General features: G+C 73.9%; 21 protein-coding genes and 1 pseudogene. 6 read left to right on the top strand and 16 right to left on the bottom strand.

Annotation, left to right across the window (positions count from 1 at the left end):
- Positions 1–2: 2 nt before the first annotated feature.
- Positions 3–1,562 (bottom strand): ABC transporter permease, encoded by a 1,560-nt coding sequence (locus ETU37_RS13240; RefSeq protein WP_129987804.1) that lies wholly within the window; start codon positions 1,560–1,562, stop codon positions 3–5.
- Positions 1,563–1,612: 50 nt separating this feature from the next.
- Positions 1,613–2,296, bottom strand: a pseudogene (locus ETU37_RS13235) (ABC transporter ATP-binding protein); the annotation flags it as partial.
- A gap of 177 nt (positions 2,297–2,473) precedes the next feature.
- Between ETU37_RS13235 and arcD the strand changes: the two are divergent.
- Together arcD and arcA are read left to right on the top strand one after the other, a co-directional pair.
- Positions 2,474–3,955 carry an arginine-ornithine antiporter gene (gene arcD / locus ETU37_RS13230; protein ID WP_129987803.1) on the top strand — a complete coding sequence of 494 codons (1,482 nt, stop codon included), beginning with the start codon at positions 2,474–2,476 and terminating at the stop codon, positions 3,953–3,955.
- Positions 3,952–5,253, top strand: a complete 1,302-nt coding sequence (gene arcA / locus ETU37_RS13225; protein ID WP_129987802.1) for an arginine deiminase — start codon at positions 3,952–3,954, stop codon at positions 5,251–5,253. Before arcD ends, arcA begins: the two co-directional genes overlap by 4 nt.
- Before the next feature lie 16 nt (positions 5,254–5,269).
- Here arcA and ETU37_RS13220 read toward each other — a convergent pair whose 3' ends face one another.
- Together ETU37_RS13220 and ETU37_RS13215 are read right to left on the bottom strand one after the other, a co-directional pair.
- On the bottom strand, positions 5,270–5,506 hold the full coding sequence (locus ETU37_RS13220; RefSeq protein ID WP_129987801.1) for a hypothetical protein: 237 nt from the start codon (positions 5,504–5,506) through the stop codon (positions 5,270–5,272).
- A gap of 99 nt (positions 5,507–5,605) precedes the next feature.
- On the bottom strand, positions 5,606–7,054 hold the full coding sequence (locus ETU37_RS13215; RefSeq protein ID WP_129987800.1) for a glycosyltransferase: 1,449 nt from the start codon (positions 7,052–7,054) through the stop codon (positions 5,606–5,608).
- A 173-nt stretch (positions 7,055–7,227) separates the two neighbouring features.
- On the opposite strand from ETU37_RS13215, the gene ETU37_RS13210 reads away from it, so the two are divergent.
- Both ETU37_RS13210 and ETU37_RS13205 read left to right on the top strand, forming a co-directional pair.
- Positions 7,228–8,274, top strand: coding sequence for an alcohol dehydrogenase catalytic domain-containing protein (locus ETU37_RS13210; protein WP_129987799.1), 1,047 nt, complete (start codon positions 7,228–7,230; stop codon positions 8,272–8,274).
- Positions 8,275–8,386: 112 nt separating this feature from the next.
- Positions 8,387–8,953: a GAF domain-containing protein gene (locus ETU37_RS13205; protein WP_129987798.1), complete on the top strand. Its 567-nt coding sequence runs from the start codon at positions 8,387–8,389 to the stop codon at positions 8,951–8,953.
- A gap of 12 nt (positions 8,954–8,965) precedes the next feature.
- Here ETU37_RS13205 and ETU37_RS13200 read toward each other — a convergent pair whose 3' ends face one another.
- The 6 genes from ETU37_RS13200 to ETU37_RS13175 form a co-directional block, all read right to left on the bottom strand.
- Complete coding sequence (locus tag ETU37_RS13200; RefSeq protein ID WP_129987797.1) at positions 8,966–9,808, bottom strand: universal stress protein; 843 nt, start codon at positions 9,806–9,808, stop codon at positions 8,966–8,968.
- Positions 9,809–9,882: 74 nt separating this feature from the next.
- Complete coding sequence (locus ETU37_RS13195) at positions 9,883–10,119, bottom strand: lipoyl domain-containing protein (RefSeq protein WP_240755715.1); 237 nt, start codon at positions 10,117–10,119, stop codon at positions 9,883–9,885.
- The gene (locus ETU37_RS13190; RefSeq protein ID WP_129987796.1) at positions 10,116–11,159 is read right to left on the bottom strand and encodes an alpha-ketoacid dehydrogenase subunit beta; all 1,044 of its coding nucleotides are present in this window, start codon (positions 11,157–11,159) and stop codon (positions 10,116–10,118) included. Before ETU37_RS13190 ends, ETU37_RS13195 begins: the two co-directional genes overlap by 4 nt.
- 9 nt (positions 11,160–11,168) lie before the next feature.
- A complete protein-coding gene (locus ETU37_RS13185; RefSeq protein WP_129987795.1) occupies positions 11,169–12,191 on the bottom strand; it encodes a thiamine pyrophosphate-dependent dehydrogenase E1 component subunit alpha in 1,023 nt (340 codons plus the stop codon).
- Positions 12,192–12,483: 292 nt separating this feature from the next.
- Positions 12,484–14,970: a cation-translocating P-type ATPase gene (locus ETU37_RS13180; RefSeq protein WP_129987794.1), complete on the bottom strand. Its 2,487-nt coding sequence runs from the start codon at positions 14,968–14,970 to the stop codon at positions 12,484–12,486.
- A 12-nt stretch (positions 14,971–14,982) separates the two neighbouring features.
- Positions 14,983–15,216, bottom strand: coding sequence for a DUF1918 domain-containing protein (locus tag ETU37_RS13175; RefSeq protein ID WP_129987793.1), 234 nt, complete (start codon positions 15,214–15,216; stop codon positions 14,983–14,985).
- Positions 15,217–15,389: 173 nt separating this feature from the next.
- Between ETU37_RS13175 and ETU37_RS13170 the strand changes: the two genes are divergently transcribed.
- Entirely contained in the window at positions 15,390–15,866 is a 477-nt protein-coding gene (locus ETU37_RS13170; RefSeq protein ID WP_129987792.1) for a GyrI-like domain-containing protein, read from the top strand.
- A 49-nt stretch (positions 15,867–15,915) separates the two neighbouring features.
- Here the strand turns inward: ETU37_RS13170 and ETU37_RS13165 are convergent, their stop codons facing one another.
- The gene (locus tag ETU37_RS13165; protein ID WP_129987791.1) at positions 15,916–16,290 is read right to left on the bottom strand and encodes a hypothetical protein; all 375 of its coding nucleotides are present in this window, start codon (positions 16,288–16,290) and stop codon (positions 15,916–15,918) included.
- Between the two features lie 148 nt (positions 16,291–16,438).
- Here ETU37_RS13165 and ETU37_RS13160 point away from each other — a divergent pair, with 148 nt between their 5' ends.
- Positions 16,439–19,087: a cation-translocating P-type ATPase gene (locus ETU37_RS13160; RefSeq protein ID WP_129987790.1), complete on the top strand. Its 2,649-nt coding sequence runs from the start codon at positions 16,439–16,441 to the stop codon at positions 19,085–19,087.
- On the opposite strand, the gene ETU37_RS13155 is transcribed toward ETU37_RS13160, so the two are convergent.
- The 5 genes from ETU37_RS13155 to ETU37_RS13135 all read right to left on the bottom strand — a co-directional run bounded on the left by ETU37_RS13155 (position 19,032) and on the right by ETU37_RS13135 (position 23,379).
- Positions 19,032–19,334, bottom strand: coding sequence for a hypothetical protein (locus ETU37_RS13155; protein ID WP_129987789.1), 303 nt, complete (start codon positions 19,332–19,334; stop codon positions 19,032–19,034). The two genes, ETU37_RS13160 and ETU37_RS13155, sit on opposite strands and share 56 nt — an antisense overlap.
- A gap of 22 nt (positions 19,335–19,356) precedes the next feature.
- On the bottom strand, positions 19,357–20,325 hold the full coding sequence (gene ppk2, locus ETU37_RS13150; RefSeq protein WP_129987788.1) for a polyphosphate kinase 2: 969 nt from the start codon (positions 20,323–20,325) through the stop codon (positions 19,357–19,359).
- Positions 20,326–20,397: 72 nt separating this feature from the next.
- On the bottom strand, positions 20,398–20,838 hold the full coding sequence (locus tag ETU37_RS13145) for a pyridoxamine 5'-phosphate oxidase family protein (protein WP_129987787.1): 441 nt from the start codon (positions 20,836–20,838) through the stop codon (positions 20,398–20,400).
- A gap of 33 nt (positions 20,839–20,871) precedes the next feature.
- Positions 20,872–21,525 carry a response regulator gene (locus ETU37_RS13140; RefSeq protein WP_129987786.1) on the bottom strand — a complete coding sequence of 218 codons (654 nt, stop codon included), beginning with the start codon at positions 21,523–21,525 and terminating at the stop codon, positions 20,872–20,874.
- Between the two features lie 63 nt (positions 21,526–21,588).
- Complete coding sequence (locus tag ETU37_RS13135; protein WP_240755714.1) at positions 21,589–23,379, bottom strand: sensor histidine kinase; 1,791 nt, start codon at positions 23,377–23,379, stop codon at positions 21,589–21,591.
- Between the last annotated feature and the right edge of the window lie 118 nt (positions 23,380–23,497).

Here is a 23,497-nt window from a genome sequence, read left to right as displayed (position 1 = left end):
GGTCAGCCGACGGACACGTCGCGGTGGCCGAACCACCGGCCCGCACCGGCGGTCAGCGCCGCCGCGACCAGGACCAGGACGGCGAACGGCGTCCAGTCCCAGGCGACGACGGGGTACGCCGGGAGGGCGGAGTACGGCGAGAGCCGGACCAGCCAGTCGGGCAGCTCGAGGAGCTCACCGACCAGGGTCAGCGTCACGAAGCCGACGAGGGCGGCCCACCCCACCCAGCCCGCGCGTGCGGCCAGGCCGACGAGGGCGACGCCCACGACCACCCAGACCGCCGGCGCCCAGCCGAGCGCCGCGGCGAGCGCCGGCGTGGTCGCGCCGCCACCGGCCGCGCGGTACCCCGCCCAGAGCGAGACGCCGCAGACCGCCAGCAGCCAGGTCGCCGCGAGGGCACCGAGCACGGCGGGCGCGGCGAACCACTGGGCGCGCGACGCGCCGGACGTGAGCGCGAGCTCCGCGCGGCCCTCGGCCTCGTCGCGCGTCACGCGCGTGACGACGGAGATCGGGAACGCGGTCACGGCCATCGCGGCGATCGGCAGCAGCGCCGCGATGAACGCCCCGCCCAGCCGGTCGACCAGCTCGCGGCCGGCGCCGGTGCTCAGCAGGTCGTCGAACCCGGGGGCCATCGCTCCGAACAGCAGGCTCATGGTCGCGGCGCCCACGGTCCACAGGACCAGGGAGGTGCGGTGCAGCCGGACGGCCAGGCTCCACGGGCTCGCCATCGTGCTGCCCGGACGGCCCGGTCGGGCCTCGACCAGCCCGGACCCGAGGTCCCGGTGTGCCCGCATGCCCTGCGCGGCCAGCACCAGGGCCGCGGCGACGCCGACGTGCAGGAGCGGCACCCACCAGCGCGGGTCCGACCAGGCCCGGAGCTGAGTGTTCCAGCCCAGCGGTGAGAACCAGGAGAGCCAGTGCAGGCGGTCCACGGCGTCTCCCAGCGCGCGGACGACGAACGCCCCCGTCAGCAGGGCCGCGGCGATCGCCCCGCAGGTGCGGGCGCTGGGCGACAGCTGGCACGCCACCGCCGCCGTTCCCGTGGCCACCAGTCCCGTGCCGGCCCAGGCGAGACCGAACCACAGCGACCCGGCGACCGGCAGGCCACCCAGCGCGTCCGCCGCGGCGACGAGCATCCCCAGGACGACCGCGACACCGGCACCCTCGGCGACGGCGGCGACGAGCGGGGCGCTGCGACCCGTGCTCGTGCCGGCGACGAGCTCGGCCCGACCGGACTCCTCCTCGACCCGCGTGTGCCGACGCACGACGACGACGTACAAGACGCAGCTGAACAGCGCGTACAGCACCGTGAGCTTCGACATCGCCAGCTCGCCGACGCTGCGCGGGTCGAGGATCGGTCCGTACAGCGCCACGAGCCCCGCCTGGTCGTTGACCAGGGCCGCGATCCGCACCCGGTCCTGCACGGTGCCGAACAGGGTCTCCGTCGCGCTGGCGGAGGCGAACGCCATCAGGACCAGGGCGCCCATCCAGACGGGCACGATGATCCGGTCGCGCCGGAGGTGCTGCCGCAGCAGCAGCACGCTGCCCGTCGCCGCGGTCACCGGTACGCCGCCAGGAACAAGTCCTCCAGCGACGCGTCCGGCGTCGCGTGCCGGGTCAGCCGGAGGTTCGCGAGGGTCCCCGACTCGACGGTCCGGCCGTCCCGGATGATCGTGACGCGGTCGGCGAGACGTTCGACCTCGCTGAGGATGTGGCTGGACAGCAGCACGGTGGCGCCGCGGGCCCGGTGCTCGGCCAGGCACTCGCGGAAGACCTCCTCCATCAGCGGGTCGAGGCCGCTGGTCGGCTCGTCGAGGACCAGGAGGTCGGTGTCCGCGGCCAGCGCAGCCACCAGGGCGACCTTCTGCCGGTTGCCGCGCGAGTACGCCCGGGCCCGGGTGGTCAGGTCCAGCCGGAAGCGCTCCACCAGCTCGTCCTTGCGGCCGGCGGCCGGGTCGAGGCCGCGCATCCGCAGCAGCAGGTCGACGGTCTCCCCGCCGGAGAGGTTGGGCCACAGGCTGACGTCGCCGGGCACGTAGGCGAGCCGCCGGTGGAGCCCCACGGGATCCCGCCACGGGTCCTCGCCGAACAGGCGCACCTCGCCGGCGTCGGCACGGAGGAGCCCGAGCAGGGTCCGCAGGGTCGTGGTCTTGCCGGCCCCGTTGGGACCCAGGAAACCGTGCACCTCCCCGGGCAGGACGGTCAGGTCCAGGCCGTCGAGAGCGCGCACGTGCCGGAAGCTCTTGACCAGACCCTGGGCGGACACCACCGGCGAGACATCGGCGTCGACGGGCACCTGTGACTGCAGCGACTCGGTCAACGTGCGCTCCTTCCACGGCTCTCCAGGCCCAGCATCCGAGGGGGCGCGCGGGCCCGCTCAGTGCCGAAGGTCCCGCACGGCGCGGCCAAGCGGCCCTGCTCCGGGGCGAGCTCGCCGTCCCAGGGTGAGGTGACCAGACCTGAGGAGGCCGTCATGACCCAGCACGCCGTCCGACCCGGACGCGGCACGGCACGCCGATCCCGCCAGGACCGTACCGACGCCCCGCCGACCGGCCTCGCCCTTCCGGCACTCATCGCCATCGTGGTCGGCTCGATGATCGGGAGCGGCATCTTCGCGCTGCCCTCGCAGATGGCGGGGAGCGCCGCCCCCGGGCCCTTGCTGATCGGCTGGCTGGTCACCGGGGTCGGCATGCTCATGCTCGCCTTCGTCTTCCAGACCCTCGCGCGGCGCAAGCCGGACGTCGACGGCGGTGTCTACGGGTACGCCCGCGCCGGTTTCGGTGAGTACATCGGCTTCACCTCCGCGTGGGGGTACTGGGTCAGTGCGTGGGTCGGGAACGTCGCGTACCTGGTGCTGCTGATGGCCACGCTCGGCTACTGGTTCGGCGGCTTCGAGGGCGGCACCACCGCGCCGGCGATCATCGGCGCCTCGGTCCTGCTGTGGGTCGTCCACGGCCTGACCCTCAGCGGGGTCCGCAACGCGGCGTTCGCGAACGTCGTCGTGACCATCGCCAAGGTCGTCCCCATCGTCACCTTCATCGCGATCGCCGCGGTCGGGTTCGAGGCAGGCCTGTTCACCGCGGACTTCTGGGGCACCGGGAGCGACCTGGGCGGCACGTGGGACCAGGTCAGGAACATGATGCTGGTGACCGTCTGGGTGTTCATCGGCATCGAGGGCGCCGCGGTCTACTCCCAGCGCGCGCGTCGTCGCCGCGACGTCGGCCGCGCGACCGTCGTGGGGTTCCTCGCCGTGCTCGCCCTCCTGCTCGCCGTCAACCTGCTGTCGTACGGGCTCCTCGCCCAGGCCGACGTCGCCGCTCTGAGCGACCCCTCGATGGCCGGGCTGCTCGAGCACGAGGTCGGCAGCTGGGGCGCCGGGTTCATCTCCGCCGGCCTGATCGTCTCGCTGCTGGGCGCGCTCCTCGCCTGGGTCCTGCTCGCGGTGGAGATCCTGCGGCTGCCGGCCCTGGACCGGGTCCTGCCCCGGGCGCTCGGTCGGGAGAACGGTCGCGGCGCACCGGCGAACGCGTTGTGGCTGACGAACCTCTGCATCCAGGTGCTGCTGCTGTGGACGCTGGTCAACGAGAACACCTACACCGACCTCGTCTACCTGGCCACCTCGCTGATCCTGCTCCCCTACCTGTGGTCGGCCGCCTACCAGGTGAAGCTCGCCGTGACCGGCGAGACCTACGACGACGGCACCGGTCGCGGGCGCGACATCGCCATCGGTGGGCTGGCCCTCGCCTACGCCGTCTGGCTCGTCTACGCCGGCGGCTGGCAGTACGTCCTGGTGGCCGGGCTGTTCTACCTCGTCGGCACCGCTCTGTTCGTCTGGGCGCGTCGCGAGACCGGTCAGCAGCCGTTCACCCGGCGCGAGCTCGGGCCGGTCCTCGTCGTCGTGGGCCTGGCGGTCACGGCGGTCGTCGGCCTCGTCCAAGGGTTCGTGACGGTATGAGCACCGCCGAGGTCCGTACGGCGGGGACGCCGGTCGCCCCCGCGTCGACCACCGCCCCGCGGGTGGGCGTCTGGTCCGAGGCCGGGCGGCTCCGTCGCGTCCTGGTGTGCTCCCCCGGGCTGGCTCACCTGCGGCTGACGCCCGACAACTGCGACGACCTGCTGTTCGACGACGTGATCTGGGTCAGCCAGGCCAGGCGCGACCACTTCGACTTCGTCGACAAGATGCGCGAGCGCGGCGTCGAGGTCCTGGAGCTGTCGGACCTGCTGACCGAGGTGGTCGCCCAGCCGGCCGCGCGGGCCTGGCTCCTCGACCGGAGGATCACCGCGCACCAGGTCGGCGCCGGACTCGTGGAACCGGTCCGCCACTGGCTGGACGATCTCACTCCGGCGCAGCTGGCCGAGCACCTGATCGGCGGGCTCACCTTCGCCGAGGTTCCGGCCGAGGCCGGTGGGACGTTCCTCGCCGCGCTGCGGGGGCAGGAGGAGCACCCGTTCCTGCTCGCACCGCTGCCCAACACCCAGTTCACCCGGGACAACTCCTCGTGGGTGTTCGGCGGGGTCACCCTCAACCCGATGTACTGGCCGGCACGCCGCCAGGAGACCCTGCTCACGGCCGCGGTCTACCGGTTCCACCCGGCGTTCCCGCACGACGACCTCGAGATCTGGTTCGGCGACCCCGACCAGCAGCCGCTCGACTACGGGGCGGCGACCCTCGAGGGCGGGGACGTCATGCCCGTCGGCCACGGCACTCTCGTGGTCGGTATGGGCGAACGCTCCTCGCAGCAGGCGATCACCCAGCTCGCCAGTCGCCTGTTCAAGGCCGACGCCGCGGAGCGGGTCGTGGTCGCGGGCCTCCCCCGGGCGCGGTCGGCCATGCACCTGGACACCGTGTTCACGTTCTGCGACCGCGACGTCGTCACCGCCTTCACGCCCGTGGTCGACCGGATCCGGACCCTCACCATCCGTCGCGACGACGCGAGCCCGGTCGGGATGAACGTCACCGTCGAGCGGCGGCCGTTCGTGGACGTCGTGGGCGACGCCCTCGGCGTCGAGCTGCACGTGGTCCCCACCGGCGGCGACGGGTTCGGAGCCCGCCGCGAGCAGTGGGACGACGGCAACAACGTGGTGGCTCTGGAGCCCGGCGTGGTCATCGGCTACGACCGGAACACCCACACCAACACCCTGCTCCGCAAGGCGGGCATCGAGGTGATCACGATCGACGCCAGCGAGCTCGGTCGCGGCCGGGGCGGCGGGCGCTGCATGACCTGCCCGATCCTGCGCGACCCCCTGGAGTGACGGAGCCGGCCCGGCGTCAGGCCGGTCCCGGGTCGTGGAGGCCGAGGGGATCGCCCTCGCACAGGTCGTAGCTGCCGGCCGGCTCGTCGACGACCCAGCCCACGTCCGGCACCCAGACCAGGGGCTCACCACAGTGGCGGCACGTCACGGGCGGCTCTCCCTGCCGGTGGTGCACCTCGTCGCGGCCGAGCCGGGCCAGCTCGTGCTCGACCGACACCGGGCCTCTCGTCCGGTCCCGTCGTTCCTGTGCCATGGCGTGCTCCTGTCGGCTCGGCTCCCGTGCCCAGGGTGTCGGTCTGGCACGAGCGGGCTCAGTGCCGAACGTCCACGTCGAGCGGGGACGTTCGTCCCGTCACGGGGCGTCGGCGCCGGACGCCAGCGCCGCCAGGAGATCGACGTACTGCTCGAGGTGACGGTCCCCGAGGTACTCCCCCAGCACCCGGGCGTGCGCCGCGGCCCCGAGCCGGGCAGCCAGCCCGGCATCCGCGAGCGGGCGGCGCAGCACCGTCGCGAAGTCGTCGAGGTCCTGCGGGTCCTGCAGGAGCAGACCGTCGCGGCCGTCGGTGATCTGGTCCTGGATCCCGCCCAGCCTGCTGGCCACGACGGGCCGTGCCTTCCACATGGCCTCGGTGACCGTCAACCCGAACCCCTCCACCAGGCTCTTCTGCACCACCACGGCCGCGTGGCGTTGCAGAGCGTTGACGACGAGGGCGTTCTCGTCCGGGTCGTCCATCGGCACCGTGACCAGGTGGACCCGGCGCCGGACCACCGGCGGCAGCCTCCGCCACGCCTCCCGGCACTCGCCGAGCACCTCGGCACCCTCGGGGTCGTCGGCGACTCCCGAGACCTCGGGGCCCGCGAGCATCAGCTCCACACCGTCCAGGCCGTCGTCGTCGACCGCGCGTGCGAAGCCCTCCATCACGCCGGCCATGTCCTTCAGCCGGTCCCAGCGGCTCACCTGCACCACGAGCGGGGCGGACGGCGGAGGTGGACCGTCGTCGACGAGGAGCCCGCCCGTCCGCCAGTGCGGCCGCAGTGCGCCGGTCGTGCCGTCCCGGCGGACGAAGGAGATCCCCCCGTCCGGGTCGCCGCCGGAGACCAGGCCCACCTGCGCCAGGACCGCGTGGACCTGTCCGGGAGACAGCGGCATGTTCTTGACCGAGAGCGGGTCGATGGACGGAGGGATGATGGCGACGAGTCCGGTGCGCGCCCAGTCCGGGACGTACGCGTTCCGCGTGAACACGAAGGCGTGCGCCTGCTCGACGTACCCGCGCAAGAAGGCCCAGGCCGCCTCGCTGACCGCGTTCGGGTGGTCCCGTCCCACGTGGCACCGCCACACCACGAGGGCACCGGTCGCGCGCAGGCCGGCGGCGAGCCCGGCGGTCTGCGGGTCGTGGAGCACGACGATGTCGCGGGCGGAGACCCGTCCGGCGAGGTCTGCCAGGTTGGTGCGCAGGACGTCTTCGTAGAGGGCGTGCTCGTCGTCGCCGAGCGGACCGCCGTCGCCCGGTTCGCCGTGCAGCATGTTGTGCAGCCGCTTGGTGAGCGCGAAGAAGCGTGGCTCCGCGTCGAGCACCAGCCAGCGGTTCTCGACCCCGGCCCCGTTGGCGTAGGCGAGCAGGGTCTGCAGCAGCTCGGCGACCCCACCCCCGTGGGCGGTGGCGTTCACGTGCCACACGGTCCGGTCGCCGAAGACCGCGCGTGCCCGCTTCGCCGCCGCGAGGAACCGCTCGACCCGTGGGGTCGGAAGCATCGTCTCGAGCGGCCCCAGGCCAACGGGCCGGACATGCACCTCCTCCATGTGTCGCATTCTCTTCGCGGCGGGTGCGTCTCACCAGGCCAGGCTCGACCGGACGTGGGCCGTAAGTCACCCGCGTCCACGGAAGAAGGGCCCTCACGCCCGCGGCGTCGTGGCGGTGTCATGAGAGACGAGCACGCTCGGACGGCCGAGGTGCACGAGCGAGAGGACCCGCCATGAAGGCACTGGTGTACGGCGGACCGGAGTCGCGGTCGTGGCGGGACGTGCCCGACCCGGCGGTCAAGGACCCAGAGGACGCCATCGTCAGGGTCGACGCCGTGACGATCTGCGGGACGGACCTGCACATCCTCCGCGGCGACGTGCCCGAGGTCGAGCACGGCCGCGTCCTGGGGCACGAGGCCGTGGGCACGGTCCTCGACGTCGGCAGCAACGTGCGCACCGTCGAGCCCGGGCAGCGCGTCCTCGTCTCGTGCATCTCGTCCTGCGGGCGCTGCGCCCCCTGCCGCGAGGGCCGGCAGGGGCAGTGCCTGGGCGGCGGCGGCTGGGTGCTGGGCCACCTGATCGACGGCACCCAGGCGGAGATGGTGCGCGTGCCATTCGCGGACCACTCGCTGCACGCCGTACCCGAGAACGTGAGCAGTGAGGACGCCGCCATGCTGGCGGACATCCTGCCGACGGCGTACGAGGTCGGGGTCCTCGCCGGGGCGGTCTCGCCCGGTGACACGGTCGTCATCGTCGGTGCCGGTCCGATCGGTCTCGCCGCGATCACGACGGCCCGGCTCTACAGCCCGTCGAGGATCGTCGTGGTCGATCCCGCGGCGAGCCGCCGGGAGCAGGCGCTGGCCGCGGGTGCGGACCGTGCGCTGTCTCCCGAGGAGGACGTGCCCGCGGCCGTCGAGGCGCTCACCGGCGGCCGCGGTGCCGACGTCGCGATCGAGGCGGTCGGCATCCCGTCGACGTTCGAGCTCTGCACCGAGCTGGTGCGTCCCGGCGGGCACGTGGCGAACGTCGGCGTCCACGGTGCTCCGGCGACCTTGCACCTCGAGCGGCTCTGGATCCGCGACGTCACCATCACCACCGGGCTCGTGGACACCCGCACCACTCCCCTGCTCATGCGCCTCCTCAGCGAGGGCAAGATCTCGGTGGAGGGGCTGTGCACGCACCGCTTCGGCCTGCACGAGATGCAGGACGCGTACGACGCGTTCTCCCGGCCCGACGAGTCGGGCTCGTTGAAGGTCGTGCTGTTCGGCGACGCCACCTGAGCCGGAGCGCCTGGGCGCGCTCAGGCGCGCTCAGGCGCTCAGCGCCGCCCGCGAGCCGGAGGCGCCGGACGGGACCTGGCGCCCGCCCCTGCGCTCGGCGCAGACTCTCGGCATGGACCTCGCGGCCGGAGACACCACCCGACGGGACTGGCTGCTGTCCCGGGTGGACCGGGCGGTCGTCGAGGCGCTCACCGGCGTCCTCCAGGCCGTCACCGAGTACGTCGCCACCGCGACGTCCGACGCCGTCACCGTGCGGATGCTGTCGAGCGACGGGCTCACCCTGCGGGCCCTGACGGCTCACCACCCCGACGCCGGCATCGCCGACGAGCTGGTCGCCGTCATGCGACGCACGGACCAGCCGGCGGACGTGGGACTGTGGCGCCCGGTCATCGCGGAGCGCCGGCCACGACGCTGGCTGGTGCCCGAGGGGCGGCCGGTCGCGGAGGCGTCCGAGCGGCAGGCCGACTTCCTGTCCCGGTTCCCGGTGCGTGCCGTCCTCGGCGTCCCGTTGCTGCACGGCGACGAGGTCCTCGGGGGCGTGTCGCTCGTCCGGTTCGTCACCGACCGGCCGTTCGACGACGCCGACGAGCAGCTGGTGGTCGCGTGCGCGGCGCGCATCGCGCCGCTGGTCGCCGTCCTGCGCGAGCGGCTCGAGTCGACGGCGCCGGTCGAGCCCTGACCGCCGGCGGCCTCAGCGCGGGCCCGGGTGGGCCACCATCACGGGACCGTGGGCGTGCTCGATGAGGTAGCGGCTGACCGAGCCCCGGACGAGCGCCTCGGTGTCCCCGAGCCCGCGGGACCCGACCGCGACGAGGTGCGCGTGCCGTGAGGCGTCGACGAGCACCCAGCGCGGATCGGCCTCGATCTCGTGCACGGACACCGGTACGTCGGGGTACTTCTCGGCGAAGCCCGGTGGCAGGTCGTGCCACCGTCCCCGGTCGTCACGCGCGTGCAGCACCATCAGCGAGCGGCCCTCCAGCGAGGCCATCTCGAACGCCTCGCTCAGCGCGGCCTCCGAGGTGTCGGCCCCGTCGACGCCGACCACGACCTTGTCGAAGTACAGGCTGTGCCGGTCCGGCACCTCGGGCTCGCGGGCGACGACGACCGGACAGGTCGCGACTGCCGAGGTCCCCTCGCTCACCGAGCCGAGCAGGTAGGACACCAGCCGACCGTGCCCGCGGGTGCCGAGCACGAGCAGGTGCGCGCCCGCGGCGGCGACGTCGGCGAGCACGACGCGGGGCTCCTCGACGACCAGGTGCTCGCGCACCTCCACGGTCGCGTCGAGCTCGCGCGCCCGTGCGCACCCGGCGTCCAGCACCCGGCGGCCCGCCACGTGCAGGTCCTGGCGGTTCGCGGTCAGTGCCGCGCCGTCCGCCGTCCCGGCGTACCCGACCGGCAGTCCGCCCGCGTGCACGACCGTCACCGGCCGCCCGCTCCTGCCCGCGTAGCGCACGGCCCAGGCCAGCGCCACGTCACCCTGCGGCCGGCCGTCGTACCCGATCGCCACCGTCCCCGCGACCTCTGTCGTCGTCATGCCTCGACGCTGCTCCCGGTCGCGACGCCCGGGCAGGGCCGAAGGACCATGACTTCCGGCTGACTTTAGGCCCCTCACGCCACCGTGGCGATCGTGGCGCCCTGCCCCACCTCCGCACCCTCCGGCACCGTCAGGTGGATCCGTCCGGCGGCGGGCGCCAGCACCTCGACGTCGACCTTGTCGAGCTGCACCTCGGCCACGACCTGGTCGACGAGCACGTCCTCGCCCTCCCGGACGTACCAGCGGGCGACGACTCCCTGGGCGTCCGGCGCGTCGTGCGACATCAACGGGAAGCGGACGTCGGCGCTCACCCGCGCATCACCGTCCGGATCGCGGCCTCGATCCGGGCCGGTCCGGGGAGGACCGCCTGCTCCAGCGGACGCGCGTACGGGATCGGTACGTCGGGGACGGCGACGCGCTGCGGCGGTACGGCGAGCAGCCGCGGGTCGTGCTCGGCCACCGTGGCGACGACCTCACCCGACAGCCCGAACGACAGGTAGTCCTCGTCGACGACCACGAGCCGGTGCGTCTTGGAGACCGACGCGATGATCGCGTCCCGGTCCAGGGGCACCAGCGAGCGAAGGTCGAGCACCTCCGCCTCGATCCCGTCCTCGGCCAGCCGCTCGGCCACGTCGACGGCGTGGTGCACCGACAGCGACACCGTCACGACGGTGACGTCGGAGCCGGACCGCACCACGTTCGCCTTCCCGATCGGCACCACGTGCTCGCCGTCGGGGACCTCGTCGAGCGTCCGCTCGCTGCGGGTCATCCACGGCAGGCCCATGACGCCCTTGTGGAAGACGTAGACGACCGGGTTGTCGTCGCGGATCGCCGCGGCCATCAGGCCCTTCGCGTCCGCGGGGCTGCTGGGGACGACGACCTTCATCCCGGGCAGGTGCGCGAACGTGCCCCACAGGCACTGCGAGTGCTGGGCGCCGTCGGAGTACCCGCCGCCGGCGGCCATGGTGAGCACCATCGGCACGCGCACGTTGCCGCCGGACTCGAAGTGGATCTTGGCCATGTGGTTGTAGATCTGGTCGAGGCAGACGCCCATGAAGTCGGCGAACATCAGCTCGACGACGGGCCGCATCCCTTCGACCGCCGCCCCGATGCCCAGCCCGATGAAGGCGGTCTCGGAGATCGGGGTGTCGATGACGCGAGCGGGCCCGAAGCGGTCGAGCAGCCCCGCGGTCGAGGAGAAGATGCCGCCGTACTTCCCGACGTCCTCGCCGAGGTAGACGACACCGGGGTCGCGCTCCATCTCCAGGGCGATGGCCTCGACCATCGCCTTCGCGGTCGTAGTGCGGTGGGTCGGCGTCCCGACGGGCAGGGCGGGTTCGGTGATGGTCATGGTCGCTCCTCAGGCGAAGACGAAGCTGGTGGCGGTGACGGGCTCGGGCAGCGGGCTGTCCTTGGCGTAGGCGATCGCCTCGGCCACGAGGCCTTCGCACTCCTCGGTCACGTGGCGGACCCGGACGTCGTCGAGCACGCCGCGCTCGAGCAGCCGCGTCCGGTAGCGGTGCAGGGGGTCGCGGGCCGCGGCCTCACCGAGGTCGTCGCGGTAGCCCTGCGCGTCACCCTCGAAGTGGCCCCACATCCGGACCGTGTGCACCTCGATCAGCGAGGGGCCACCGCCACCACGGGCGCGCGCCACGGCCTCACCGGCCGCCGCCCAGACGGCCTCGACGTCGTTGTCCTCGATCCGGGTGCCGGGCATGCCGTACGCCGCCGCGCGGTCGGCGTTGGACGGGACGGCCGTCGATGCCTGGCGGTGGACCGAGATCGCCCAGTCGTTGTCCTCCACCACGAAGATCACGGGCAGCTGCCACAGCGCGGCCAGGTTGAGCGACTCGTGGAAGGCGCCCTGGTTGGCCGCACCCTCGCCGGTGACCGCGACGGCGACACGGTCGGTGCCGCGGCGCTGGAACGCGAACGCCTGGCCGAGCGCCGGCGGGAGCCCCTCGGCGATGATGCCCGAGCAGGAGAAGTGGGTGGCCGGGTCGAACAGGTGCATGTGGCCGCCCCGGCCGTGGCCGAGGCCCGTCGCCCGACCGAAGATCTCGGCGGCCATCCGGCGCATGTCCACGCCGTGCGCGATCGCGAGGTGGTGCGGCCGGTGCGTCGCCGTCACCGCGTCCTCGGCGGTGAGGTGCGCGCAGACACCGGCGGCGACGGGCTCCTGCCCGGCGGCCAGGTGCATCTCGCCCGGGATCAGACCGCGGCCGATGTCGAAGCCGGGACCTTTGTCGGCGTGGTACTCCCGCAGCACCGCTTCCTCGAAGGTGCGGCACAGCTGCATGGTCTCGTACAGGGCGAGACGCGTCGGGTCGTCGGGCGCGGAGGCGGCCGCCGCGGGCGTCGGCGCAGGGGTGCTGGTGGTCATGGGCCCTCCTGGGGTCGAGAGCACCCACGCTAGGAACCCCCGTCGGGGCCGCGCAGGGCGCAAGGTCGACCGGTCGAGGGACCAAGGTCCCTGGCGCCCGGCCACCCGAACGGCCGGGCACGGCAGCAGAGGCGGCGGGGCGCCAGCCGTCTGACACGGCGTGCGGTCGAGGCCTGATCGACGGTCTCCCGTCGTGACGGCCCTCCTTCTTGCCGGCGGTCCCCGCCGCCACTGCCATTCCACCGTGGCGGCACGAGCCGCGGCAGGGTACGACGTCACCAGTCCTGGGACCTCAGTCCCGGCGCCGGGCGGCCACCTGGCGGACGACGACCGTGACCGCGGCGGGCACCACCGCGACGGCCAGCAGCGTCGCCTGCGTCGACCACGGGAGCGCGTCGGTGCCGAGCACGGTCCGCAGCGGTCCCCACGTCACGGCGAGCACCTGGCCGGCGAGCGACGCCAGCACGGCCGCCTCGAGACCCCGGTGCGCGAGGTCGGCGCCGTCGCGGGGCGCGCGCAGCGCGAGGGCCAGGGCGAGCTGGGCGCACCCCAAGGTGAAGAACACGGCCGTCTGCACCGAGGCCGTGCCGGCCCCGGCGACGGCGAGCCCCGGACCCAGGCTGACGACGGCGATCAGCAGGGCGGTCCACCCGACCTGCCGGGCGAGCCCCAACCCGAGGACCGAGCGCTCCGGCGAGGGTGAGGGTCGCCGCATGAGGACCGGGTCCAGCGGCTCCCCGCCGAACGCGACGCCCGGGACCCCGTGGGTGAGCATGTTGATCCAGAGAATCTGGGCGGGCGTGAGCGGGAGCGGGAGCCCCAGGAACGGGGCGACGAGGATGACGAGGACCTCGGCCAGCCCCCCGGACAGCCCGTAGCGCAGGAACGCCCGGATGTTCGCGTAGATCCGGCGGCCCTCCGCCACCGCCCGCACCACGGTGCGGAGCTCGTCGTCGGCCAGGACCAGGTCGGCGGCCTGCCGCGCCACCTCGGTGCCGCGGTCCCCCATCGCCACGCCGATGTCGGCACGTCGCAGGGCCGGAGCGTCGTTGACGCCGTCGCCGGTCATCGCGACGACGTCCCCGCGGGCCTGCCACGCCGCAACGATGTCGACCTTCTGCTCGGGCCGGGTCCGGGCGTAGACCCCGATCTCCGCCACCCGGTCGACGTGCTCGCCCCGCTCCACCGCGGCGCCGTCGACGACGCCGTCGTCGGCGGTCGCGATGCCGACCGCGCCCGCGACCGCGCGGGCCGTCGCCGGGTGGTCGCCGGTCACGAGGATGACCCGGATGCCGGCGTCGGCGCAGGCGGTGACGACCTCGCGCGCGCCCGGCCGCGGCGGGTCCGCGACGCCGACCAGCCCCGCGAGCGCGTACGGCGATCGTGGGTCGTCGCGGTCCGCGACCGCGAGCACCCGGAAGCCGTTCGCCGCCAGCCGCTCGGCCGCCGCCCGACCGTCGTACGCGACCACCTCCGGCAGCCCCGGAGCCCCCTCCGCCAGCAGCCGCCAGACCGCCTCGGGTGCGCCCTTGACGACCTCGAGCCGGGCACCCGCGCCGTCCTGGTCGGTGGTGGACATCCACTGCCGCTCGCTGGAGAACGGGGTCTCCGCGACGCGCGTCCAGCGGCGGCGCAGGTCGGCGCCGGTGACCCCGTCCTGCGACGCCGCCACCAGCAGGGCGACCTCGAGCGGGTCGCCCACCGGAGGACCGGTGCCCTCCGCGGGCAGCACGGCGTCGTTGCACAGGACGAGGTCGCGCAGGAGTCGCTGCCATCGGGGGTCGGCGTCCTCCGGCGGACCGTCCAGCCGCCGCGTCGTGCCCTCGGCCCAGAGCACCTGGGCCGTCATCCGGCCCTCGGTGAGCGTGCCGGTCTTGTCGGAGGCGAGCACGGTCACCGACCCGAGCGTCTCCACCGCCGGCAGCCAGCGCACCAGGGCGGAGTGCCGCGCCATCCGGTGTGCGCCGAGCGCGAGCGCCACCGACACCACCGCGGGGAGCGACTCCGGGATGGCCGCCACCGCGAGGCTGACCGCGAGGATCACGCTCTCGACGAGCCCGCCGCCGCGCACCAGGCTGAGCACCGCGACGGCCACGCAGAGCACGGTCGTGCCCACCACGAGCTCGCGGGAGAGCCGGTTCAGCCGCCGTTGCAGCGGCGTCGGGCGCTTCTCGGTGCCGGCGATGAGCGCCGCGATCCGTCCCAGGCCGCTGTCGGCGCCGGTCCGCGCGACCTCCCCCACCGCGCGCCCCCGCGTGACGACCGTGCCGGCGAGGACCTCCTCGCCCAGCCGACGGGTCACCGGTACGGACTCGCCGGTCATCGCGGCCTCGTCCACCTCCACCGCGACGGCCTCGCGCAGCACGAGGTCCGCGGGCACCACGTCGCCGGCGTCCAGGCGCACCACGTCGCCGACCACCAGGGCGGCGGCGTCCACCTCGCGCACCTGCCCGTCGCGCACGACCCGGGCCCGCGGGGCGGCCAGCCGGTGGAGCGCGGCGATGGCGTGCTCGGCCCGGAGCTCCTGCACCACCCCGATCGTGGTGTTCAGCACGACGACGGCCGCGATGATCAGGGAGTCCGACCGGTCGCCGATCAGGACCACGACGGTGAGGGCGCCGCAGAGCAGCAGGATCATCGGGTCCCGCAGCTGGACGAGGACACGCTTCAGCACGCCCGGCGGCGGGGCTTGCGGCACGGCGTTGGGACCGAGCTCGTCGAGCCTCCGGGTCGCCTCCTCCTCGGTCAGCCCGGGCGTCGTCACCGTCGGCGGGCTCACGGCCGTCCGGCCTCAGCGGCGCGTCCGGTCCTGGTCGTACTCCGGCGGGTACGCCGGGCCGGCGTGGTCGACGTACGCGTCCGGCCCGGGGAAGAACAGCGCCTCGTGGCCGGTGTCGGACCACCGGACGCGGTATGGCGGCGAACCGTCGTCGTGCTCGACCTCGAGGACCTCGGCGTCCCGCTCCGGTTCCCCGATGTGCCGACTGCGGATGACCAGGCGATCGCCCTTGTGTGCGTGCAGCATGTTCGCGCTCCTCCTGCGCTGGTGGTCAGGTCGGTTCCACCCTGGTTCGCGCGGAGAGGCCAGGGCAGGGCCCTTGGTCACTCGTCGGTCGCGCCGGACGTCCCCGGGGTCCGGGCCGGGACAGGTGACCTTCGGCTCTCCCGCGACCGTCGCCGTCGTCCGATCGTGGCCGCATGAGGTACGACGTCTCCTTCGCAGACCTGCAGGTCCAGCCCCTCGCGGCCGTCGACCTGGACGTCCCCGCCCCCGAGCGGATCGCGGACCTGATCGGCCCCGCCTTCGACGAGGCGTCCGGAGCAGCCTCGCGCCAGGGCATCGCCCTCACGGGTCCGCCGGTGGCCGGCTACCTGCCCGGCGCCGACGGCTGGCGGGTGACCGTCGGGTTCCCGGTCGCGGGGGTCGTCAGCCCCGAGGGCCGCGTGCACGCCGCGACCCTGCCGGGCGGCCGTTTCGCCCTGGTCACCCACACCGGGCCGTACGACGGGCTGGTCGCGGCCTACGCGGCGGTCCGTGACTACGCGCTCGAGAACGGCTTCGCCTGCGAGGACGGCTGGTGGGAGCGCTACCTCGACACCCCCGACGTCCCGGCTCCCCGCACCGAGGTGCTCGTCGCCTGCCATCCCGTCCGGCCGCACGCGACCGCCCCCTGAGCGTCGGCTCGATACCGATATCGGTCGTCGTGACGTGGCTCCTGGGCCACTACCGAGCCACCGACATTGGTAGCCCACCCGTACGGACGTAGGTGCGGGACCACCAGTGCCGCCCGGTCGTGCCCGCCGGCGACCACCCCTCGACTCGTAGCCGCGCCTCCAGCTCGTCGAGGCGGGCGCGGGCCAGGTCCAGCCAGGCGTGCGGCTCGACCAGGTCATCGAGGTCCTGTGCGCGCAGGACCGGGAACGTGGCTCCGAGGACGATGGTCGCGTCGTCCGGCGCGTCGTCGGGCGGGCGGGCCACGAACCGGTACTGGGCGGTGCCGAACGAGCCGGTGAGCGTGCTCATGAGCGCCGCGACCCAGGACCGTCGGCCGAGCTCCTCGAGGTGGACCTCCAGCCGCGGTGCGCCCTGCGTGGTCACGTCCGTCCTCCCTCCGCCTGCGAGGACAGGGTCGCCCGCGGGCACCGCCCGGGTCAGGGGCGAAGGTCCCGGGCGGCCACCGTCGACGCGGGGACCTGAGGACGTTGGGCCCTGCTCGGCTCACGCCCCGCTCGCGCACGCTGGCCCCATGCCCGAGCCGACCACCGTCCCGGCAGCGGCCGAGGCGAGCCCGGTGCCTGCGGGCCTGAGCTCGGCCGAGGCGCGCCGGCGGCTCGCGGCCGGCGGACCGAACCTCGTGCCGCGGGTGGACGCGGTCCCCGCGTGGCGGGCCCTGCTCAAGCAGTTCACGCACCTGCTCGCCGTGCTGCTCGTCGTCGCCGCGCTCCTGGCCCTGCTGGCCGGGATGCCAGCGCTGACCCTGGCGATCGCTGTCGTGGTGGTGCTCAACGCCGCCTTCGCCTTCTGGCAGGAGTACCGCGCCGACCGGTCCGCCGAGCGGTTGCGCGAGCTGCTGCCCTCCGGCACCCGGGTAAGGCGGGACGGCACGGCCCTGGTCGTCCCGGCCGCCGACGTGGTGACGGGCGACGTGCTGCTCCTCGAGGAGGGCGACCGGGTGTGCGCCGATGCCGTCGTGCGACGTACCGACGCCCTGACGGTCGACGAGTCCCTGGTGACGGGCGAGAGCGTCGCCGTGCCGCACGAGGCCGGCGAGGACCTGCTCGCGGGGACCTTCGTCGTGCAGGGTGCCGCGGAGGCGGAGGTCACGGCCACCGGCACGGCGACCACCCTCGCCCGGATCAGCGAGCTCGCCGCGTCGGCGCACCGGCCGTCGAGCCCGTTGTCCGTCGCGCTGCGGCGGGTGGTGCGGTTCGTGGCCCTGACGGCCGTGGGCACCGGCGTGCTGCTCGGCGCCGGGGCGCTGCTGCTCGGCCTCGACGCCACCGCGGCGTTCCTGTTCGGCGTCGGGGTCGCCGTCGCACTCGTGCCGGAAGGTCTGCTGCCGACCGTGACGCTGTCGTTGGCCCACGGCGCCCAGCAGATGGCCGGACGGCACGCCCTGGTCAGGCGCCTCGACGCCGTCGAGACCCTCGGGGCGACGACCTACGTGTGCACCGACAAGACCGGCACGATCACGCAGAACCGGATGGCGGTCGTGTCGGTCTGGCAACCGTCGGGGTGGGTCCGTGTCGAGGGTGAGGGCTACACGCCCGAGGCCCGGGTCAGCGGCGACCCGGACGCCCTCGGTCGGTTGCCCGCGGTGGCTCGCTGGGCGGCGGCGTGCGTGCACGGGCGGGCACGGCTGCACGCGGACCGCTGGGTGGCCGACGGCGACCCGATGGACGCGGCGGTGCACGCCCTGCTGCTCCGGCTCGGCGGCGACGAGCCTCCGCGCGTGCTCGCAGGCGCGCCGTTCAGCCGGGACCGCATGCTGACCTCCGTCGTGGTCGAGGACGCCCTCGTCGTGCTCGGCGCTCCCGAGCAGGTCCTCGCCCGGTGCGTCGGGCGGCCCGAGGCTGCGTCAGGTCCGTTGTCGGAGATGACCGGCCGCGGGCTGCGGGTGCTGGCCGTGGCTCGACGCACCTGGCCAGGAGGCAGCCTCACGCCAGCCGCCGAGACCGGGCTGGACCTGGTCGCCCTGCTCGGCCTGGAGGACCCGCCGCGCCCCGACGTCGGCGTCGCCCTGGCCCGGTGCCGCGCGGCGGGCATCCGGGTCGCGATGCTGACCGGCGACCACCCGCGCACGGCAGAGGCGATCGCGCGCGAGGTGGGCCTGCTGCAGCCCGGTGGCCTGGTCGTCGACGGGCGCGGTCTCCCGGAGGACGACGCGTCGCTGGGCTCCCTGCTCGACAGTGCCGACGGCGCCGTCGTGGCCCGGGTGACGCCCGCGGACAAGCTGCGGATCGCCCGCGCCCTCCGCGGCCGCGGCCACGTGGTGGCCATGACCGGCGACGGGGTCAACGACGTGCCCGCCCTGCGCGAGGCGGACGTCGGGGTGGCGATGGGGGCCTCGGGCAGCGACGTGGCGCGGGAGGCCGCCGACCTCGTCCTGCTCGACGACCACTTCGCCACGATCGTGCACGCCGTGGAGCTCGGCCGAGCGACCTTCGCCAACGTCCGGCGCTTCCTCACCTACCACCTGACCGACAACGTCGCGGAGCTCGCTCCGTTCGTGGTCTGGGCGATGACCGCGGGCCAGGTGCCCCTGGCCATCACGGTGCTCCAGGTGCTCGCCCTCGACATCGGCACCGACATGCTGCCCGCACTGGCGCTCGGGACGGAGCCTCCGGGGCGCCGGGTGATGCAGGGCCCCCTCACCAGCCGCTCGGTCGTGGACCGGTCCCTGCTGTGGCGCAGCTTCGGTGTGCTCGGCCCCGTCGAGGCAGTCGCCTCGCTGGGCGTCTTCGTCCCCGTGCTGCTCACCGGGGGATGGACCTGGGGCACGATTCCGTCGCCCGCGTTGCTCGGGGTCGCGTCGGGCTCGACCTTCGCGGCGATCGCGCTGGCCCAGATGGCCAACGCCTTCGCGTGCCGCAGCGACACCCTCCCGCCGTGGCGGCTGCGGGTGACCGGGAACCCGGCGGTGCTCTGGGCGGTCGGTGCCGAGGCGGTCCTGCTCGTCACGTTCCTCGGCGTACCAGCACTCGCCGACGTGCTCGGCGGCACCTGGCCCTTGACCCTCGGCTGGGCCGGCGCCGCCGCGACCGCCCTCGCCCTGCTGGTCGCCGACGCGACCCACAAGCGGCTGCGGCACCGCCGTACCGTCGAGGCGTCAGCCGGCGTCAGTGACCGCCCAGGGCCTCGCCGATCCCGAGGGCCAGGACGAGCGACGACGTGAGCGCCGCCACGACGAGCAGGAGCAGCGACCGCTCGTGGTCCCGGACGACGGCAACGCCGGTGGTCGCCAGGGCCACCACGGCGAGCACGGCGAGCGCGACGACCACCGCGAAGGTGACGACCCGCCACGAGTCGGGGACGAGCGTGAGGACGGACCAGTAGAACGGGTAGAGGACCACGGGCAGCAGCAGCCACAGCGCGCGTCGCCCGGAGGGGGTGCGCGGCAGGACGTACACGGCGTTCATCATCTCGTCGGGCCCCCGTTGGTGCTCAGGCCTCGAGCCGCGGGAAGAGGTGGTTCACCGGTGCCTCGTCGCGGAGCGTCGATGCCCGGCCGACCAGCAGGGGGTCCGGCTCGCCGACCAGGTCGTGGTCCTTCTCGGGGTAGTCGAACGCGCTGAGCAGGACGCGCATCGCCTCGATCCGCGCGCGCTTCTTGTCGTTGGACTTCACCACCGTCCACGGGGCGTCAGCGGTGTCGGTGTAGAAGAACATCGCCTCCTTCGCGTGGGTGTACTCGTCCCACTTGTCGAGGCTGGCGAGGTCGGTCGGCGACAGCTTCCACTGCTTCACGGGGTCGTGCGACCGGGCGTCGAACCGGGCCAGCTGCTCGGCACGGGTGACCGAGAACCAGAGCTTGAACAGGTGGGTGCCCGAGCGCACCAGCATCCGCTCGAAGTCCGGGACCTCGCGCATGAAGTCGAGGTACTCCGCCGGGGAGCAGTAGCCCATCACCCGCTCGACCCCGGCGCGGTTGTACCAGGACCGGTCGAACAGCACGATCTCGCCGGCACTGGGCAGGTGCTCGACGTAGCGCTGGAAGTACCACTGGCTCTGCTCCCGCTCGGTGGGGACGCTCAGCGCGACCACGCGCGCACCCCGCGGGTTGAGGTGCTCGGTGAACCGCTTGATGGCGCCGCCCTTGCCCGCGGCGTCGCGGCCCTCGAAGAGGCAGACCACCTTGCGGCCGCTGTCCTTGACGTGGGCCTGCAGCTTGAGCAGCTCGATCTGGAGCAGGCGTTTGGTCCGCTCGTACTTCGCCCGGCGCATCTTGGTGTCGTACGGGTAGCCCTGACGCCACGGCGGCAGCCCGTCCGCGGCCAGCGTGTCGTCGAACTCGGCGCCCTCCTTGCGCAGGGCGTCGATGATCTCGGCGATCTCGTCGAGCTCCTCGGCGTGGCCGGGCCGACCCGGGCCCGCTGGTTCGGCGGCGACCGCCGACTCCCTCTCAGCCGTCATGTCCGTCAAGGTACTTCGCGGAGACCGATCTCGTGACCCCTCTGCAGCCGTGACCATGCCGGACGGCCCGCCTCAGCGGCGTTCGAGGACGCGCCGACGGCCGGTGACCTCGACGGGCACCAGGCGCAGCACCAGCTCGTCGTGACCGTCCGGCGGTGGCACCGCGTCGCGCGGCGCACCGGCCGCGGGGACCGGCGGGGTGCCGGGCGCCGGCTCCGACCCGCCGACGCGGGCGCCCACGAGGACGCTCCACTGCTCGACGGCCCCGTCGGCGATCTCGTCCAGCTCGAACGACACGGTCCCGCCGTCGGCGAACAGCGCGGCGAACATGCCGAGCTCCGAGTCGCGCGACGTCGTGACGAACAGGTCACCGCCGCGCACCGCGTAGCTGACCGGGTGGATCCGCGGGCCACGCCCCCGGTCGAAGCCGACCCGGCCCACGCGGTGCTCCCTCAGCCGGTCCCAGCACTCGCTGACGGTGAGGGGCTCCATCCGTACGACGTCGTGCGTCATCACTTCTCCGTTCCGATGGTTCTGTCAGCCAGGTCAGACGTGCAGGTGCTTGGCGGCGAACACGGCCGCCTGCGTGCGGCGCTCGAGACCGAGCTTGGCGAGCACGGCCGAGACGTAGTTCTTGACCGTCTTCTCGGCCAGGTGCATGGCCTCGGCGATCTGCCGGTTGGTCATGCCCTGCCCGATCAGCTCCAGCAGCCGGGTCTCCTGCGGGGTCAGCGGCGCGATCGCCGGGTCGACGTCGGGCCCCCGGCGCAGCCGCTCGAGCACCTGGCGGGTGACCGCCGGGTCCAGCATCGACTGTCCGCCGGCGACGCGTCGTACGGTCTCCACGAGGTCGTTGCCGCGCACCTGCTTGAGCACGTAGCCGGACGCGCCCGCCATGATCGCCGCGAACAGCGCCTCGTCGTCGTCGTACGACGTCAGGATCAGCGCAGCGATGCTCGGGTCCACCGACCGGACGTCGCGGCAGACGTCGATGCCCGACCCGTCCGGCAGCCGGCCGTCGAGGATCGCGACGTCCGGGCGCAGCGCGGGGATCCGGCGGGTCGCCTCAGCGGCCGAGGCCGACTCTCCGACCACGACGATGTCGCCCTCGCTCTCGAGCAGCTCCTTCAGGCCGCGGCGGACCACCTCGTGGTCGTCGAGCAGGTACACGCGGACGGGAGCCTTGTCGGGGTCGCTCATGGCGCCAACGTAGGTCGGTGACGGCGCGAGGACACGGGCCGAAAGTCACGCCGCGACCGGGACTCAGCGGGGCACGCTCCAGCGCACCGCGGTGCCGCGGCCGGGGACCGACTGGACCGTGCAGCGGCCGCCCAGGGCCTCCGCGCGCTCGCGCAGGTTGCCGAGCCCGCTGCTGATGTCCACGGCGTCGAACCCGCACCCGTCGTCGACCACCACCAGCTCGACCCGGTCGTCGTCGACCGCGAGGGTCACCCGGACGGACGATGCCTGGGCGTGCCGGACGACGTTGGAGAGCGCCTCGCCGAGGACGGCCGCGACCTGGCCGGACACGGCGTCGTCGATGACGGACTGCACCGGCCCGCTGAACTCCAGCGTGGGGCGGAACTTCAGCGAGGCGGCGGCCCGGTCGACCAGGTCCTGGCAGGTCTGTCGGACGTCGGGCGACGTGGACGGCGCGCCGAGCGCGAAGATCGAGTGCCGGATCTCCTTGATCGTGGCGTCGACGTCGTCCACCGCCCGCGTGATCCGCTGGGCCACCTCGGGCTCACGGACCATCCGGATGCTGCCCTCGAGCCCGAGGCCGATCGCGAACAGGCGCTGGATCACCAGGTCGTGGAGGTCGCGGGCGATGCGGTCACGGTCCTCGAACACGGCCAGCCGCTCGTGCACCTTGCGCGCACGGGCGACCTCCAGCGCGAGCGCCGCCTGCTCGGCGAACGCCTGAGGCAGCCGGATGTCGACCGCCTGCAGGTCCGCCATCCCTCCCGGGGCCCAGGCCAGGAAGAGCGCCCCGACGACCCCCTCGGCGGCGCGCAGGGGTACGACGATCGCCGGTCCGAGCGACGGCCAGCCCTCGCGGTCGAGCAGGTCCGGGTCCACACGCGGGTCGTCGCGGAGATCCTCCACGACGAGGCTCTGGCCGGTCTCGATCACGAACCGGGTCAGCGAGCTCTTGGTGGTCAGGCGCCCGGTGGGCTTGAAGCGGTCCTCGATCCCCGAGATCACGTCGAGCTCGAGCCGGTCGTCCGCGGCCGCCAGCACCACGCTCGCCACCGCGGCCCCGGCGAGCTCGCGAGCGCGGTCGGCGACCGTCTGCAGCGCGGTCTCGTGGCCGTCGGGCCGGACCACCCTGGCGGTGATCTCGGCGGTGGCCTCCAGCCAGCGCTCCCGTCGGGCGCCGTCCTCGTGCAGCCGCGCGTTGTCGATCGCGACGCCGGCGGCGGCCGCGAGCGCGACCACGACCGCCTCGTCCTGCTCGGTGAAGTCGCAGCCGTCCAGCTTCTCGGTGAGGTACAGGTTGCCGTAGACCTTGTCGCGGATCCGGATCGGGACACCGAGGAACGAGTGCATCGGCGGGTGGTGCGCCGGGAAACCGAACGACCGTGGGTCGTCGGCGATGTCGTGCAGCCGCACGGGCTCCGGACGGTCGATGATCAGGCCGAGCAGGCCCCGTCCGCGGGGCAGGTCGCCGATGGCCGCGCGCTCCTCGTGGTCGAGTCCGTAGGTGACGAAGGCCTCCAGGCGCCGGTCGGTGGCCGAGCCGAGCACGCCGAGCGCGACGTACCGTGCCCCGACCAGCTGCGCCGCCGTCTCGGTGATCCTGCGGAGCACGCTCTCGAGCGAGTGGTCGCCCGTCAGCGCCACGACGGCGTCCAGCAGCAGGTGCATCCGTCGCTGCTCGACCCCCAGTCGCCCCACCCGTTGACGGAGCTCGGCCAGCAGGTCGTCGAGACCGGCGTCGGCCAGCGCCGCGAGGGCGGCCGAGGGCTCCGGCGACGACGTGGCCGCCAGCGAGCCCGCGTCGCTCTCCGCGACCCGGAGCCGTCGTCGCGAGGGACCGTCGCCGGGTGCCACACCTTGATCGTAGGTAACACCCCACACCCGGCGTACTGGCCCGGACGTCCCAATTTCCCGGGCCCTTCTGCCCTAAGCCGCGGGCGGCGCCGCCCGCGACGCTGGAGCGGACGAAAGG

Source organism: Nocardioides iriomotensis, from assembly GCF_004168035.1.
Lineage (GTDB): Bacteria > Actinomycetota > Actinomycetes > Propionibacteriales > Nocardioidaceae > Nocardioides_B > Nocardioides_B iriomotensis.
The sequence above is the reverse complement of the archived record's forward strand: the minus strand, read 5'-3'. Positions and strand labels throughout refer to the sequence as shown.